This is a genomic window from Providencia sp. PROV119 (assembly GCF_028482435.1).
GTDB lineage: Bacteria > Pseudomonadota > Gammaproteobacteria > Enterobacterales > Enterobacteriaceae > Providencia > Providencia stuartii.
In genome coordinates this window covers 287,185-304,195 of sequence record NZ_JAMPQL010000003.1, presented here as the reverse complement: position 1 = coordinate 304,195, position 17,011 = coordinate 287,185, and the positions used below count along the sequence as shown (strand labels likewise).

Genomic DNA, 17,011 nt, shown 5'->3' with positions numbered 1-17,011 from the left:
TCATTGGCTTAAAAAGTTTAACATTTATCAGGAGTAATCTCTATGTCAGTAACTAATGTTACCGAACTCAATGACCTCGTTGCTCGTGTCAAAAAAGCTCAGCGTGAATTCGCTAACTTCTCTCAAGAGCAAGTTGACCGCATTTTCCGCGCAGCAGCGCTTGCAGCAGCAGACGCACGGATCCCGCTCGCTAAACTTGCTGTAGAAGAATCAGGTATGGGTATTGTTGAAGATAAGGTGATCAAAAATCACTTTGCCTCTGAATATATTTATAATGCCTATAAAGACGAAAAAACCTGTGGCGTGCTTTCTGAAGACCCAACTTTTGGAACAATTACTATCGCTGAACCTATCGGTATTATCTGTGGTATCGTTCCAACCACTAACCCAACCTCAACCGCCATTTTTAAATCTTTAATTAGTTTAAAAACGCGTAATGCAATTATTTTTTCTCCGCACCCTCGCGCTAAAAATGCAACCAATAAAGCGGCAGAAATTGTTCTTAAAGCAGCTATCGAAGCTGGTGCACCGAAAGATATTATCGGTTGGATCGATGCACCATCGGTCGAATTATCTAATGCATTGATGCATCACGAGGATATCAACCTGATTTTAGCAACAGGTGGTCCTGGTATGGTGAAAGCGGCATACAGCTCCGGTAAACCTGCTATTGGTGTAGGCGCAGGTAATACACCGGTTGTTATCGATGAAACGGCCGATATCAAACGTGCTGTGGCGTCTATCTTGATGTCAAAAACCTTCGATAATGGCGTCATCTGTGCATCCGAGCAATCCGTTGTTGTCGTCGATGAAATTTATAATCAGGTTCGTGAACGCTTCGCGACCCACGGTGGCTATATACTGCAAGGTAAAGAGCTTAAAGCCGTTCAAGATGTTATTTTGAAAAATGGTAGTCTGAACGCAGCAATTGTTGGTCAAACTGCATATAAAATCGCTGAAATGGCCGGTGTTACTGTACCTGTAACCACGAAAATACTTATTGGCGAAGTCAAGGTGATTGCAGATTCAGAGCCATTTGCCCACGAAAAATTATCGCCACTCCTCGCCATGTATCGCGCTAAAAACTTTGAAGAGGCTGTAGACAAAGCCGAGCAATTAGTCGAAATGGGGGGTATCGGTCACACCTCTTGTCTATATACAGACCAAGATAACCAAGCTGAACGTGTTAATTACTTCGGCGTCAAAATGAAAACCGCGCGTATCCTCATTAATACGCCCGCTTCACAAGGGGGTATCGGTGACCTCTATAACTTTAAATTAGCGCCTTCTCTCACACTTGGTTGCGGTTCATGGGGTGGTAACTCAATCTCTGAAAACGTTGGACCAAAACATTTGATCAATACTAAAACCGTGGCGAAAAGAGCTGAAAATATGTTGTGGCATAAACTTCCTAACTCAATCTATTTCCGTCGCGGTTGTCTCCCTATTGCACTTGAAGAGATCGCAACGGATGGCGCAAAACGTGCATTTATCGTCACTGATGGCTATTTATTTAACAATGGCTATGTTGAAGAAGTGGTAAATGTACTGAAAAAACATCATATTGAAACCGACGTTTTCTTTGAGGTTGAAGCTGATCCTACATTAACGGTCGTCCGTAAAGGTGCCGCTCAAATGAACGCCTTTAAACCTGATGTCATTATTGCATTAGGTGGTGGCTCCCCAATGGACGCGGCCAAAATTATGTGGGTTATGTACGAACATCCAGAAACGCATTTTGAAGAATTAGCACTACGCTTTATGGATATCCGTAAACGTATTCACCGTTTCCCTAAAATGGGAGTAAAAGCAAAATTAGTTGCGATTACAACGACCTCAGGAACAGGCTCTGAAGTTACCCCATTTGCGGTGGTAACGGATGATAAAACAGGTCAAAAATACCCATTAGCGGACTATGCACTGACTCCAAATATGGCTATCGTCGATGCAAACCTTGTGATGAATATGCCGAAATCACTGACCGCATTTGGTGGTCTGGATGCTGTGACTCATGCGATGGAAGCCTATGTTTCTGTATTAGCGAATGAATACTCTGATGGTCAAGCATTACAAGCGCTTAGCCTATTAAAAGAGTACCTACCGACGAGTTATCATGAAGGGGCAACCAATCCTGTTGCAAGAGAGCGTGTCCATAACGCTGCAACCATCGCTGGGATTGCATTTGCAAACGCATTCTTAGGGGTTTGTCACTCAATGGCCCATAAATTAGGCTCTGAGTTCCACATACCACATGGATTAGCGAATGCCTTATTAATTAGTAACGTCGTTCGTTATAATGCTAACGATAACCCAACTAAACAAACGGCATTTAGCCAATATGACCGTCCACAAGCACGACGCCGTTATGCTGAAATAGCCGATCATTTAGGTTTAACAAAATCTAGCGACCGTACCGATGCTAAAATTGAAAAACTATTAGCATGGCTTGAGGAAATCAAAGCAGATTTAGGTATCCCTAAATCCATACGTGAAGCAGGTGTGCCTGAAGCAGACTTCTTAGCACGCGTTGATAAGCTCTCTGAGGATGCATTTGACGACCAATGTACAGGTGCAAACCCTCGCTATCCATTAATTTCTGAATTGAAACAGCTATTACTGGATTCCTATTATGGACGCGAATTCACTGAACAAACATCCACAACAACAGCAGCAAAAGTGGAAAAGAAAAGTTCAAAAAAATAGTTAGGTAGCTAATTAATAAGAGAGGCACTGATTTAAAACTCAGTGCCTCTCTTTTTTAATAAGGATAATAAATGATTATTATCCTTATGATTTTTATGGGAAAGTGACTTTCCCTATTACACGATTAACTTAAATCTACTTTTAATTGTTATACGCAATTAATTAAAGTGAATCGCTTTTTTGGGAATAATGCCTTGGTTCATTAACTTAGCCTGTTCGATGGCTTCTGTATAATGCTTACGGCAGACAGAAATATACTTCTCATTACCGCCTATATCGACCTGTGCCCCTTCATAAAGAGGAATACCATCACTCCCTATCCTTAATACTTTATTGGCCTTACGGCCGCAATAACACACGGTTTTTAATTCAACTAATTTATCAGCCCAAGCTAATAAATATTGGCTTCCAACAAATAGTTCACCTGAAAAATCAGTTCTCAGCCCATAGCATAAAACAGGTATATCACTGTTATCGACAATATCGCATAACTCTTCAACTTGCTGTTTTGTTAAAAATTGACACTCATCAATTAAGACACAATGTACCTTTTTTGTGCTATTTTCATTTTTAATGACTTCCGCCATATTTGTGGTTGGCGTAAATAAAAGTGCATCTGCAGACAACCCAATACGCGATGAAACTTTACCCTGCGCAAAGCGATTATCGATTTCTGCCGTGAAAATCAGCGTACGCATCCCCCGCTCATTATAGTTATAAGAAGATTGCAACAAGGATGTCGATTTCCCTGCATTCATCGCAGAATAGTAAAAATATAGCTGAGCCATCAGCCTAGTTCCTCTAAATTAATAAACAAGATAATTTTACCATAAAACATGTCATTAGATTAACAGTCATCATCTGGAAGCACTTAAAAATACAGGCATCAAATAGAGATATCGCCATTGATTTTGCTAAATCTTACCAATAGTAATCACTCTTTTCCCTCTTAAAACAGGTAAAATATCGAACTATCATTGGTAATGATATAGCGTGCTCCTTAAAACATAGTACTAATTTACTGTATCAAAAAAAGAAAATTTACGTTTAGTCTCTCTTATTTGCTTCATTATCATGCCACTAATAACCTGACGTATTCTCGATGCGCCCTTCAAATTATAATCAAAAAAATTTCCAGCTAATTGAATCCGTTTTTCATTAGTTTGGATATTGATAATAGTGGTATATATATATCAGTGAAAAGTTAATATTTCTTTTGTAAAAAAATTGCTTTTACTAAAGATAACTTTTAAACTAATAGTGCAAATTAGCTATTGCAGAAAATAAAATAGCATTCTATTATTAGTGTACACAGGCCAACAATTAAATTTGAGACCAGGAAAATGAGCGAATCTTTAAAAGCATTAAATAACATCCGTACTCTTCGTGCTCAAGCAAGAGAAATTGCTTTAGAATCACTGGAAGAAATGCTGGAAAAATTAACTGTCGTTGTTGAAGAACGTCGTGAAGAAGAAAATCAAGTTCGTGCAGAGCAAGAAGAAAAGAACCGTAAGCTAGAAAACTTCCGTCAAATGGCAGAAGAGCAAGGTATTGATCTGAACGAACTGGTTCAAATTTTAGATACAGGTAAAGGCTCAAGCACTCGTGCTAAACGTGCTGCTCGCCCAGCTAAATATAAATACGTTGATGAAAATGGCGAAACTAAAACTTGGACTGGCCAGGGTCGTACCCCAGCAGTTATCAAAACCGCCATTGAAGAACAAGGTAAATCTTTAGACGATTTCCTAATCTAAGATCCATAACCTTATTCCCCAAAAACACCCTTATATAAGGGTGTTTTTTTTATCCTACGTTTAAGTTTTATTATCACTTATGCCGCTATTAGCCATTAAATTGTTAATCCCCTCCTGCTCCAAGGATAAGCAATCCTCTTTCGCTCGTTTTAGTCATCCTTTTATCTGCTAGTCATTTATTAATATTATTTAAATTTAAGCCCTCGCTAAAAGTAAAGTTATGTAATCCTACTCAAACTTTTTAAGCATACGATTGAATAATAAAACTTATACGATACAAAAAAAATTGATGTATTTTTCTTCTAAATACGTAAATTAAATTAAGCAATAATTTACATTAATTGATACTTAACTATTGAAAAGCTACAAGGCGCACAAACAAAAAAAGCTAACATCTAGAGTTAGCTTTTATAAATCATCATAAGAAGAAACTGTTTATTTTTCTGCTTTAGAACTGTTCAATTTATTCGATATGGTTTGGATCCACTCAGAAAAATCTTCCCCTAATGAATCATGTTGCATACCATATTCTACGAATGCTTTCATATAACCTAGCTTATTACCACAGTCATGACTTTTACCACATAGATGGTACGCCTCTACAGGAGACTTATTTTCCATCATAATCGCAATAGCATCGGTTAATTGAATTTCATCCCCTGCCCCTGGTGCTGTTTTTGCTAGTGCATCCCAAATTTTTTCCGATAATACATAGCGGCCAACAATCGACAGATTTGATGGTGCTTCTTCTTTCTTCGGTTTTTCTACCATGCGGCTAATCGGTTTGCTTTCACCAGGAAGCAACGTTGCACCATTACAATCTACAATCCCATAATTAGAAACTTCATCTTCAGGAACGGGCTCAACCAAAATTTGGCTTGCTCCCGTTTCTTCAAAATGGGCCAGCATTTCGCTCAAATTAAACTTGGTTAAATCGGTGCTATAACGATCTAAAATAACATCGGGCAGAATAACCGCAAAAGGCTCATTCCCCACAAGAGGCTTAGCACATAAAATCGCATGACCTAAGCCTTTAGCAATACCTTGACGCGTTTGCATGATAGTTACGTGACTTGGGCAGATAGATTGCACTTCATCGAGTAATTGACGCTTAACACGAGCTTCTAAAATTGCCTCAAGCTCGAAACTCGTATCGAAGTGGTTTTCAATCGAGTTTTTTGATGAATGAGTCACTAAAACAATTTCATTAATACCAGCAGCGATACACTCATTAACAACATACTGAATTAAAGGTTTATCAACGAGTGGTAACATCTCTTTGGGAATTGCTTTAGTCGCGGGTAACATACGAGTGCCAAGACCTGCGACAGGGATTACTGCCTTGCGTACCTTTCTATTTGTCATTTTAGTCATAACTCCAGAATTCTCCTAAGCACCCAAACTCTTTATATAATCAACAGTAATAAAGGTGCGTTTTTAGTGCGAGGCAGTATAACAGGAATAATTTTTGGATAAATAGTACAAAGCCCTAATTAGAGCCAATATGACACTTACTGGAGTAAATTTAAACAAAACTTAAGATTCAGGATTAAACATTAATTTAATATTTTGGTGGTTATTCCAAATTCGACATTGCCAAAATGTCCCTCGTACATCGAGATGATTGGAGGGTTGATGTTTTAAAGTTCCCAATGGAACACTCCTAGATAAGCTATATTGAGCATTCTCTGTTGCAACTTCCGCTTCTAACCCTCCACTAGCCAGAATAATCGCTTTATTACGCGTATTGAAGTACCCCAGTAATATCGGAAATTGCCCACTAAACCCGGAATCCTCTAATAAATAATTTATTTGATTAATAATTTTATCGATATTAGGTAGTTTTTTATCTGGAAAACTTACCGCATTTTTTAATAAATCGTTAAATACAACACGGATCAAGAACGCTGCCATAATTCCCTCCTGTGGAGAGCGTTCTATATCAAGGCAATAAAAACCAATTTGAGTATCTGATATTGGTGCGAGATCAAGAAGTAGCCCGAATCGGTTAATTTCATTTAATTGACGGTAATTAACGCGATAGCCATTAATCACTTGATTTATAGGTGGCTGCAATTGCTTTAACACTGGCGTGATATCTTGGTTATCATAGTTTATCAGTGTGGGTTGTAACCTATTAACAACTTGATCGTTGTATTGCTCAGGATACAAGTTACTCTGAATAGTAACTTTCAACTCCTCTAAATTTTTTATTGGTTTCAATAAAGCATCTTTTGCACCTAACCGTAGCATACGGTCAAGCTGCGTGAAATCTGTTGTTGCAGAGATGACAATAACAGGGATGTGAATATTTCGTGTGACCAACTCTGCCATAAAATCTTCACCACTCATGACAGGCATATTCAAGTCACACAAAATCACATCAGGGTTAAGGTTTTCTTCGGTGAGACGTATTAATGCACTCTGACCATTATCCGCGACAAAGACTTGCATCCCCTGAGCATGTAAGTACCCTTCTAACATTGAACGAAAAACTTTTTCATCTTCAACGATGAGTATCTTTTTATTTTTCATATTTAACCTACTTCTAGCTTTCATCGGTTATTTACTACCAATACTATTATTCATATGACAAAATCATTGTACTGTCATTTTTAAAGTATAGTTATTTTTATACCTTATACTTATTTTTATAGAGTAGAAGATGGAACAATCCCTAAACAACTGTTGTTTTTGTGGCAATTCACTCCCTTTTAGCCAATGCTGCCAACCTTATCTCGATAATCAGGCAATCCCGGAAACACCCGAGCAGTTGATGCGCTCTCGCTATAGTGCTTATGTGACAAAAAATGCCGATTACCTTATCGCAACTTGGCATCCTGATTGTCATGCCAATAACTGGCGTGAAGAAATAGAACAAAGCTTCTTACAGACACAATGGCTTTCTCTTCGTGTCATTAGTTCTTCTTATGCTAAAAATAGCGATGAAGGTTATGTGGAATTTTCAACTTGCTTTATTGATGAAAAAGCTGATCATAAACAGCTTATTCATGAACGTTCCCGTTTTCTGCGTATAGAAAAACGTTGGTATTACATAGATGGTATTACACCTAAAACAGGTCGAAATGATCTATGTCCATGTGGTTCCGGCAAAAAATTCAAAAAATGCTGTAACAATCATTAGTGGTCATGTTTTACCCATCGTAACGGAAATGCATAATGTATCGTTTGCTTATGTGCGCTCTAAGCCCTTCAAGCTACTGCTAAAACGATGCGCGAAAACATCTATTTATCGGATAGATGCAAGCCCTGTTTGCGCTATTTACAGTCACTTGAAGTATGATGAGTATGTAAGCTTTGTAAGTTAAGGATCAGACACTTCCATGCAACAAAAGAATGTACAAAAAAAAGTCCTTCGCACCATTTGTCCTGATGCAAAAGGCTTGATCGCAAAAATCACCAATATTTGTTACAAACACCAGCTCAATATCGTACAGAATAATGAATTTGTTGATCACCGCACTGGTCGCTTCTTTATGCGTACAGAGCTTGAGGGGATTTTTAATGATGAAACCCTACTCGCTGATCTCGATGACGCCCTACCGGCGGGTTCAAAACGTGAATTAAATTCATCAGGCCGTCGCCGTATTGTCGTTATGGTCACCAAGGAAGCTCACTGTCTAGGTGACTTATTGATGAAGAGTGCATACGATGGTTTAGATGTAGAAATTGCGGCGGTTATCGGTAACCATGACACATTGAAAGGCCTTGTCGAACAATTCGGTATTCCTTTCCACCATATTAGCCATGAAGGTCTAACACGTGAACAGCATGATGAAAAAATGATTGCGCAAATTGACCAATATCAGCCTGATTATGTGGTCTTAGCAAAATACATGCGTGTATTAACCCCAGCGTTTGTACAGCATTATCCGAACAAAATCATTAATATTCACCACTCATTCTTGCCTGCATTCATTGGTGCCCGTCCATATCATCAGGCATATGAACGGGGCGTTAAGATCATTGGTGCGACGGCTCATTTTGTTAATGATAATCTTGATGAAGGCCCTATCATTACACAAAACGTTATTAATGTAGACCACACCTTCACAGCCGATGATATGATGCGCGCAGGTAGGGATGTTGAAAAAAATGTCCTTAGCCACGCATTATATTGGGTATTAGCTCAACGTGTTTTTGTTTACGGAAACCGTACTATTATCTTGTAATACGAATATTTGCTGTTTAAATATGCATGAAGCGCAAAAAAACAGCATTTGAACAGCTTTTAAAAAATTAATACTTTACAGGGGCGCGTCATTTGATATGATGCCGCCCGCTGTCAACGAATACAGCAACTCAAAATCTGGTGGGATACCCAAGCGGCCAAAGGGAGCAGACTGTAAATCTGCCGTCACAGACTTCGAAGGTTCGAATCCTTCTCCCACCACCATTCAAGCGTTCCCTTCACCTAAAGTATCAATTGTGTCTATAAATCGATTTAACACACTAGAGTGTGACTTAGACTTATAAACATAGCAGCAGCAATCCTCAATAATTGAATTTAACGGAATATAGTTAAGCAACTTATCATTCACGTCATTTTCAGGGTAGTAATCGATAATTGCAATAAAATCACCAACTTGAAGAAAACTCTGGCAGTTACCAATATTATCCATTTGCCGAATACTGGCCTTATTACCTTCTAGTTCAACCTGATTAAGCAGCTCCCCCATTAAACTGCTCTTATAAAATGCAGGATCACACAGCCATGTGCATTGCCTTAATAGCGCCATAATATTGTAATGATATTTTTCATATAATTCATTACGACAATAAATCCCTAATGATGCATTCTCTATTTTTCTTTGTAAGGAAAAACGCTCACTGACGACAGGTTGAGAACTTAAAATAACCGTATTACCATCGTAATCAACAATTTCATCAACCTCCTCATAATTAAACCTCAATATATTAATTTGAACATTATTTTTATTTGCTGCCTGATAAAGGTGAATAAGAAAATTTTCTTTCCCCCAGTCATAATAAATATTGGCTTCATTGACAATATAACCTGTAAAATGTTTCTTAGTTATTTCCTTCTCTTGTAAGTAAAGATCACGTAAGTCATTATATAACTCTTGACCATCCTTAGTTAAAGTCATACCAAACTTTTCTCGTTTAAATAGGCGTTTTCCTAAGCTTGTTTCAAAGTCTTTAATTGACTTAGCAATTGGTGGCGTCGTTCGGTTCATTACCCTAGCAGCCTTACTTAATGAGCCATTTTCAACAACTGCCATAAATGCCTCTAATTTTCTTGAAAAGAACATATCTATGACCCCATTCTGTTTATTAAACATGCAAAATTCAACATTATTAATCATTAAAAACAATATGTTGAATAGCCCATCACTTGACATATCAGATGAAAATTTTAATTTAATTTTTCATTGAATGAGTAACAATTTTTCATAAAACTATTTTTATATTTTCCAACAATGCAAAGCAATATATTATACTGTTTCATTTCATTATTTTTTATGACTCGACTATTAAATCACATTAAATATAAATCACCAATTTGAAATCAGTGAACATATTTTTCATTAATTGTATAACTAATAATCTTATTTAAATTTTAAGATAAAACATTACGATTATAATTAGAGCTATAAATATTCATTAAGCATAATTCAATTTATATTTAAATAGTTATTTAATAGTTACAGTCTAGTCATCATCTGTTAGAATCTCGATGTACAGACAAAAATCTAATAGGTGATAAAAGACCATGAAATTTATCTCTTTCAACATAAATGGCCTCCGCGCTCGCCCACACCAATTGGCAGCTATCATTGATAAGCATCAGCCAGAGGTGATAGGTCTACAGGAAACCAAAGTTCACGACGAAATGTTTCCTTACGATGACGTTAGCAAGTTAGGCTATCATGTATTTTATCATGGTCAAAAAGCACACTATGGCGTCGCTCTCCTGACTAAAAATAAGCCTGTTGCAGTTCGAAAAGGCTTTCCTACCGACGATGATGATGCACAACGCCGGATCATCATGGCAGATATTGAAACCAATCATGGTTTATTAACTGTCGTAAATGGCTATTTTCCTCAAGGCGAAAGCCGTGAACACCCAGTAAAATTCCCTGCTAAAGAGAAATTTTACCAAGACTTACAAGACTATATTACATCAACCCAGACCCCTCAATCACAGCTATTGATCATGGGTGATATGAATATTAGTCCAACTGATCTGGATATTGGTATTGGCGAAGCGAACCGTAAACGCTGGCTAAAAACAGGTAAATGCTCATTTTTACCCGAAGAGCGCGCATGGATGGAACGACTGCTAAATTGGGGGCTTGTCGATACTTATCGCGCAATGAACCCTGACGTGGATGATTGTTACTCTTGGTTTGACTACCGTTCAAAAGGTTTTGATGATAACAGAGGCTTACGTATAGATTTACTCTTAGCGTCTACGGCTCTTTCTACACGTTGTGTGGCAACAGGGATTGACTACGAAATACGGGGAATGGAAAAACCTTCAGATCATGCCCCCGTTTGGGCAGAGTTTGATTTAACCAAAGGCTAACTGCTCTTTTTTGTTCGATAGGGAAGATTTTCCCTATCGACCTCTCCGATAACCATCAAATGACTCACACTCACTAGTAGACTACTCTTGCTCACTTTTTTTCGGTTTTTTCGCCGATTTTGTGGGCTTTTTAGTCGTTTTATTCTTTGTGACAGGCGGTAACTCTCGAAATGCTCGTAAGTTAGTAAACTGACGGGCGTGATGAATAAGCTGCGTTAATGTCGCACTAAGCGGATTCATAAAATCAATATAACGCGTTTGTTTTTCACTGATTTGCGTCAAAATAGATTCCCAATGCGCCGTCATATCTGGCAATGTGGCCATATCAGGCAATACATGAATTAACGCTCTACCCGCTGGGGTTGAGTGAATATAGCGACCTTTTTTATATAAAAACTGACGCTTAAATAGCAGATCAATAATACCTGCTCGCGTCGCTTCAGTACCTAACCCATCAGTTTCACGCAATACCTTTTTTAAGGCTTTATCTTGAACAAAACGCGCAATCCCCGTCATCGCGGATAATAGTGTCGCATCCGTAAAAGGCCTTGGGGGCTGCGTTTGTTTTTCAAGCACTTCGCCTTTTTCACACAGTAACTCATCCCCCTTAGCAACAACCGGTAATGGGCTACCGTCATTTTCAGCATCGCGCTCTTTACTGCCTAATACGACTCGCCAACCCGCTTCCGCTAAAAAACGCGCTTTCGCAATAAACTTGCCCTTTTCAATGTCAAGCTCAATCGTACATTTACGGTAAACGGCATCTGACATAAATTGAATGATATATTGACGGGCGATCAGTTGATAAATATTGGCTTCATGCTCCGTTAGTTTTACTGATACGGCTTTTGCGGTTGGAATAATAGCATGGTGAGCATCCACTTTTTTATCGTCCCAGCAGCGATTTTTTTTATCTAATTCAGGTAATTCAAACTGGGTTAATTCAGGTTGATGTACTGAAATCGCATTCAACACAGAATGACGTCCAGCAAAATGCTCATCCGGTAAATAACGGCTATCTGAACGTGGATACGTGATCAATTTATGAGTTTCGTATAAACGCTGGCAGATATCTAAGACTTCTTGAGCGCTTAGCCCAAACTTTTTAGCAGCTTCAATTTGTAGTGCAGAAAGGGAGAATGGTAATGGCGCAATTTCAGATTCGCGTTTGTCCTGATACTGCGTAACAAAAGCAGGCTTCCCTGTAATACGCGACACCACATGTTCAGCAAGAGGACGATGAAATAAACGCCCTTCTTCATCCTGATAATCAATACAAGATTCACTTGGTTGCCAAGTAGCCACAAAACGTTCATTTTCTGGCGTCACAATATGGGCGCGTACCTCAAAATAATCTTTAGGTACAAAGTTTTCAATATCTTCATCACGGCGAACAACAAGGCCTAATACAGGGGTCTGTACTCTCCCTACTGATAATACGCCTTGATACCCGCCACGTTGCCCCAACAATGTGTAGGCACGCGTCATGTTAATACCGTATAGCCAATCCGCTCTTGCTCTTGCTAATGCCGAAACGCATAAAGGAATAAACTCTCGGTTTTCACGTAACCGTTCGATGGCTCTTTCAACGGCTTGAGGGTTAAGGTCATTGATTAAACAACGTTTGACTTGCTTTCTTTTCTCATCAGAAAGCTTCAAAAAATCTAATACCTCATCCACCAGCAGTTGCCCTTCTCTATCAGGGTCTCCGGCATGAACGACTTCCGTTGCCTGCTTGAGAAGGGAGTCAATCGTTTTAAGCTGCTTTGTCACTGCGGAACGTGGTTTTAACAACCACTTTTCAGGAATGATCGGCAGATCTTGCAGATTCCAGCGCGCATACCGAGGCTCATACGCATCTGGCTCAGCTTGTTCCAATAAGTGGCCTATACACCATGTCACTATTTGGTCATCACCGCACTGGATAAAACCATCCCCTCTCTTATGAGGTTTTGGCAACACATCCGCTATTGCCCTAGCGAGGCTGGGCTTTTCCGCAATAAACAAACGCATGAATTAATCTATCACTTCAATTAAAGGTACATTTTCCCGATGGGGTAATAATTTGCCGATAGACTGTAACAAAACACCTTGCTGCTGTGCAATGTCTTTAATTTTAGCGACCTCAGAAGGTTCTACTGCTATCAGTAAACCACCCGATGTTTGTGGATCGCATAATAGTTTGCGTTGAGCCTCTGTCATCGGCCCAATAAGGTGCCCATAACTTTCAAAGTTGCGTTGGGTTCCCCCAGGCACACAACCGGCATCGATATAATGTTCAACATTTGCAAGTTTCGGTACTCGACTAAAGGATATTTCTGCTCGTACCTTTGAGCCTTGACAAATTTCACTCAAATGCCCAAGTAGACCAAAACCCGTCACATCAGTCATTGCAGTCACGCCCGGTAACGGTGCAACAACAGCTCCCAGTTTATTCAACTGACACATTGTTTGTGCCGCAAGATTTTGGTGCTCTTCGGCTAATAACCCTTTTTTCTCTGCGGTCGTTAATACGCCAATGCCCAGCGGCTTAGTCAGAAAAAGTTCACAACCTGCTGTTGCTGCACTATTTTTCTTCACATGCTCTGTATTTACTACCCCAGTTACTGCTAAACCAAAAATCGGTTCTGGTGCGTCAATAGAGTGACCACCTGCAAGCGTAATCCCTGCATCGGCACAAGCCGCTCTCCCTCCTTCAATGACTTCTCTTGCCACTTCGGGAGATAGTTTCGCAATAGGCCACCCTAAAATAGCAATTGCCATAATGGGTTTACCGCCCATAGCAAACACATCACTAATCGCATTAGTCGCCGCGATACGACCAAATTCATATGGTGAATCAACAATGGGCATAAAAAAATCTGTCGTACTGATAATCCCTATGCCATTGCCTAAATCATAAACAGCCGCATCATCTTTTGTTTCGTTACCTACAAGCAGATGAGGATCATGAAATTTGGCCTGCTCTGTATGAAGGATTTGTTCCAAAACTTTTGGGGCAATTTTGCAACCACAACCTGCACCATGGCTATACTGTGTTAATCTAATTTTTTCCATTACGCTCGGCCTTATCAATTAAAAGTAAGAAACAAATTCTTGCATATCAGGGATCTGTACTTTTGCAGGTGCTTTCAGTTCAGGCGTACCTAAATATAAAAAGCCCACAATGCGATCTGTCGGTGCACAACCTAATCCTTCACGCACAACCGCATCTTCCGTCCAAGAACCTGAACGCCAAATTCCCCCAAATCCTTGGGCAACCGCCGCCATTTGCATCGCTTGTACCGTACAACCAGCAGCAACAACTTGTTCCCACTCAGGTACTTTAGGGTGTGCTTGAGTCTTCGCGATAACTGTAATAATCAAAGGTGCTCTAAACGGGGCATTACGCGCTTTCTCTTCCACTTCCGGCCCTAAGTTGCCCTCTTTCGCTGCTTTTTCAAGTAATTGGCTAAAGCGATTTAACCCTTCGCCTTGCATCACAATAAAATGCCAAGGCCGTAAAGCACCATGATCAGGAGCACGCATACCTGCCGCTAAAATATTTTGCAATTCATCGCCTTGTGGTGCTGGGGTTGTTAGCCGTGAAGCTGAACGGCGGTTCAATAAAAGGGTTAAAGCATCCATATTCCTCTCCGATTCAGAGTAAACTGATATAATAGTCATTCAAACAAGCAATCATTATTGCGCTGATTAATGATTAAATACCCCAATCAGGGTTAGGTACTCAGCTTAAAAACTTATCATTCATCTTATTCGCTAACGAGTACCATGGTGTTATATTGATTAATTGATTGAATTATATCATTTGTGTATGTTGAAAAATATCATCACGACATTGTACAACGCTCCAAAGCGTATTGTTATGAATAAAAATATTATTCATTTGCAGACAACTGTTTTTATTTCGTTAAGATAACAAGTGCAAATTCGTGTGTCGGAGAAATTATGCGTCAAACATGGAAAATCATCGCCACTGTATTTAAATTCAGTTGGCGAATACTAAATTTTATTCGGGAATTGGTTTTCAACACTATTTTTCTTATATTGTGTTTTTTAGTTATTGGTTCGATAGCGCTATATCAATCCGATTCTAAACCTGACCAGAACTATTTTGGTGCACTTTATGTTGACTTACAGGGTATTGTCGTTGATCAGGTCTCAACCCCCGATCCTTTTGGCCGCATGAGTCGTGAGTTATTGGGAACCCCTAACAACCGCATGCAAGAAAACTCACTATTTGACATTGTCGATACCATTCGTAGTGCAGCAACCGATGATCGTATTACTGGCATGGTATTACGTTTAGATAACCTCGTTAGTGCAGATCAGCCTTCCCTAAACTTTATCGGGAAAGCGATTACTGAATTCAAAGAGTCTGGAAAACCTATCTATGCTGTTGGCGATAGTTTTAGTCAGTCTCAATATTATTTAGCCAGTTACGCTGATCATATTTTTCTATCCCCTCAAGGTATGGTGGGGATCCAAGGCTTTTCAACAAACACCCTTTACTACAAATCCTTGTTAGAAAAATTAAAAGTCAGTAGCCATATTTTCCGTGTGGGGACTTATAAATCTGCTGTTGAACCGCTAATGCGAGACAATATGTCACCAGAAGCACGCCAAGCGACTAAACAGTGGCTAGATGCGTTATGGAATAACTATCTTGATACACTAGCCAAAAACCGCCAAACCACTGCGAAAGGTATCTTCCCTGGGGCAGATGTGTTACTTAGTAAGTTACGTGCCTCCGGTGGTGATAACGCAAAATACGCATTAAATCAAAAATTAGTTGATAAGATTTATACGCGTGAGCAAGCAGAAAATGTGCTTAAAAATCAATTTGGCTGGAATAAACAAGAGAAGCATTTCAATTACATCAGTATTTATGATTATTCAGGTAAGCTGACCAGCACAACTGGCTCTGAAACATCAGCCACAGCGGGTAATATTGCCGTTATCATCGTTCAGGGCGCTATCATGGATGGCCCTCAATCTCCGGGTATTGCAAGTGGTGATTTAATTAGCTCACAAATTCGCGAAGCCCGTTTGAACGAAAATATTAAAGCAATCATCTTACGCGTTAATAGCCCTGGTGGTAGCGTAACGGCTTCTGATCTTATCCGCAACGAACTCGCGTCTGCACGTGCTGCGGGTAAACCCGTCGTCGTTTCAATGGGCGGCATGGCTGCATCTGGCGGCTATTGGGTTTCAACCCCTGCGAACTATATTGTGGCAAGCCCGAATACGATTACGGGTTCGATAGGCATCTTTGGCGTAATCAATACCTTTGAAAATGCCTTAGATTCTGTCGGAGTGTATACTGACGGTGTATCAACCACCCCACTTGCCGATATCTCTGCAACCAAAGGAATTAGCCCTGAATTTTCCGATATGATGCAAATTACTATCGAAAATGGTTATAAAACTTTTATAGGTTTAGTCGCGAAGTCACGTAATAAAACGCCAGAAGAAATTGATAAAATCGCCCAAGGCCGTGTTTGGATTGGCAGTGACGCGAAAAAAATTGGCTTAGTCGACCAATTAGGAGATTTCGATGATGCCGTGACTAAAGCGGCTGAATTAGCCAAACTCAATGACGTCTCATTAGATTGGATGCAACCTGAGTTGTCATTTATGGATCAGTTAATTTTAGAACTCAGTAGCACTGCCCAAGCAGTGATGCCTGACATTCTACAGGTCTTCTTACCAGAAGCTGTTGCTACCGACATTCGTCAACAGGCACAATTCTTCTTAAAAATGAACGATCCTCAAAATCGTTACGCATTCTGTTTAAATTGCGCCGAAATTAACTAACTTCCCTGATCCCCTTTAGCACACCTAAAGGGGATCCCTCTATTTATCTTGCCTCTCCTCTCGCAGATCCCACTTAAACAGTAGATAACAATAATTAAATGAGTCAAAATTGTTATATCTTCATATAAAACAAAGGATAGTAATAGCTGCTTATATTGTTATTCAT

At 39.5% G+C, this 17,011-nt stretch carries 13 protein-coding genes and 1 tRNA gene; 7 read left to right on the top strand and 7 right to left on the bottom strand.

Annotated features, from left to right (window positions below; all coding sequences use genetic code 11):
• Positions 1-42: 42 nt before the first annotated feature.
• A complete protein-coding gene (gene adhE, locus PSF11_RS06080; protein ID WP_014656066.1) occupies positions 43-2,703 on the top strand; it encodes a bifunctional acetaldehyde-CoA/alcohol dehydrogenase in 2,661 nt (886 codons plus the stop codon).
• 158 nt (positions 2,704-2,861) lie between these two features.
• Here the strand turns inward: adhE and PSF11_RS06075 are convergent, their stop codons facing one another.
• The gene (locus PSF11_RS06075; RefSeq protein WP_004920273.1) at positions 2,862-3,491 is read right to left on the bottom strand and encodes a thymidine kinase; all 630 of its coding nucleotides are present in this window, start codon (positions 3,489-3,491) and stop codon (positions 2,862-2,864) included.
• Between the two features lie 555 nt (positions 3,492-4,046).
• On the opposite strand from PSF11_RS06075, the gene PSF11_RS06070 reads away from it, so the two are divergent.
• Positions 4,047-4,457 carry an H-NS family histone-like protein gene (locus tag PSF11_RS06070; RefSeq protein WP_004920278.1) on the top strand — a complete coding sequence of 137 codons (411 nt, stop codon included), beginning with the start codon at positions 4,047-4,049 and terminating at the stop codon, positions 4,455-4,457.
• A gap of 435 nt (positions 4,458-4,892) precedes the next feature.
• Here the strand turns inward: PSF11_RS06070 and galU are convergent, their stop codons facing one another.
• Positions 4,893-5,822 carry a UTP--glucose-1-phosphate uridylyltransferase GalU gene (galU, locus tag PSF11_RS06065; protein WP_169342231.1) on the bottom strand — a complete coding sequence of 310 codons (930 nt, stop codon included), beginning with the start codon at positions 5,820-5,822 and terminating at the stop codon, positions 4,893-4,895.
• Positions 5,823-5,993: 171 nt separating this feature from the next.
• Complete coding sequence (gene rssB, locus PSF11_RS06060; RefSeq protein WP_014656067.1) at positions 5,994-6,992, bottom strand: two-component system response regulator RssB; 999 nt, start codon at positions 6,990-6,992, stop codon at positions 5,994-5,996.
• A gap of 130 nt (positions 6,993-7,122) precedes the next feature.
• Here rssB and PSF11_RS06055 point away from each other — a divergent pair, with 130 nt between their 5' ends.
• The 3 genes from PSF11_RS06055 (at position 7,123) to PSF11_RS06045 (ending at position 8,874) form a co-directional block, all read left to right on the top strand.
• Positions 7,123-7,602: a YchJ family protein gene (locus tag PSF11_RS06055; RefSeq protein WP_014656068.1), complete on the top strand. Its 480-nt coding sequence runs from the start codon at positions 7,123-7,125 to the stop codon at positions 7,600-7,602.
• A gap of 199 nt (positions 7,603-7,801) precedes the next feature.
• Positions 7,802-8,650, top strand: coding sequence for a formyltetrahydrofolate deformylase (purU, locus tag PSF11_RS06050; RefSeq protein WP_072502291.1), 849 nt, complete (start codon positions 7,802-7,804; stop codon positions 8,648-8,650).
• A gap of 139 nt (positions 8,651-8,789) precedes the next feature.
• Positions 8,790-8,874 (top strand) — tRNA-Tyr (locus PSF11_RS06045).
• Position 8,875: 1 nt separating this feature from the next.
• Here PSF11_RS06045 and PSF11_RS06040 read toward each other — a convergent pair.
• A complete protein-coding gene (locus tag PSF11_RS06040) occupies positions 8,876-9,751 on the bottom strand; it encodes a LysR family transcriptional regulator (protein WP_041705365.1) in 876 nt (291 codons plus the stop codon).
• A 461-nt stretch (positions 9,752-10,212) separates the two neighbouring features.
• Between PSF11_RS06040 and xthA the strand changes: the two genes are divergently transcribed.
• On the top strand, positions 10,213-11,028 hold the full coding sequence (gene xthA / locus PSF11_RS06035) for an exodeoxyribonuclease III (RefSeq protein ID WP_004920298.1): 816 nt from the start codon (positions 10,213-10,215) through the stop codon (positions 11,026-11,028).
• Positions 11,029-11,109: 81 nt separating this feature from the next.
• Here xthA and PSF11_RS06030 read toward each other — a convergent pair whose 3' ends face one another.
• The 3 genes from PSF11_RS06030 to PSF11_RS06020 are packed head-to-tail and all read right to left on the bottom strand — an operon-like array spanning position 11,110 to position 14,655.
• On the bottom strand, positions 11,110-13,041 hold the full coding sequence (locus PSF11_RS06030; RefSeq protein ID WP_072502292.1) for a DNA topoisomerase III: 1,932 nt from the start codon (positions 13,039-13,041) through the stop codon (positions 11,110-11,112).
• Between the two features lie 3 nt (positions 13,042-13,044).
• Positions 13,045-14,085 carry a selenide, water dikinase SelD gene (gene selD / locus PSF11_RS06025; RefSeq protein ID WP_014656071.1) on the bottom strand — a complete coding sequence of 347 codons (1,041 nt, stop codon included), beginning with the start codon at positions 14,083-14,085 and terminating at the stop codon, positions 13,045-13,047.
• An 18-nt stretch (positions 14,086-14,103) separates the two neighbouring features.
• Entirely contained in the window at positions 14,104-14,655 is a 552-nt protein-coding gene (locus PSF11_RS06020) for an NAD(P)H nitroreductase (RefSeq protein WP_014656072.1), read from the bottom strand.
• 321 nt (positions 14,656-14,976) lie between these two features.
• On the opposite strand from PSF11_RS06020, the gene sppA reads away from it, so the two are divergent.
• A complete protein-coding gene (sppA, locus tag PSF11_RS06015) occupies positions 14,977-16,845 on the top strand; it encodes a signal peptide peptidase SppA (protein ID WP_004920315.1) in 1,869 nt (622 codons plus the stop codon).
• The last annotated feature ends 166 nt before the right edge of the window (positions 16,846-17,011 follow it).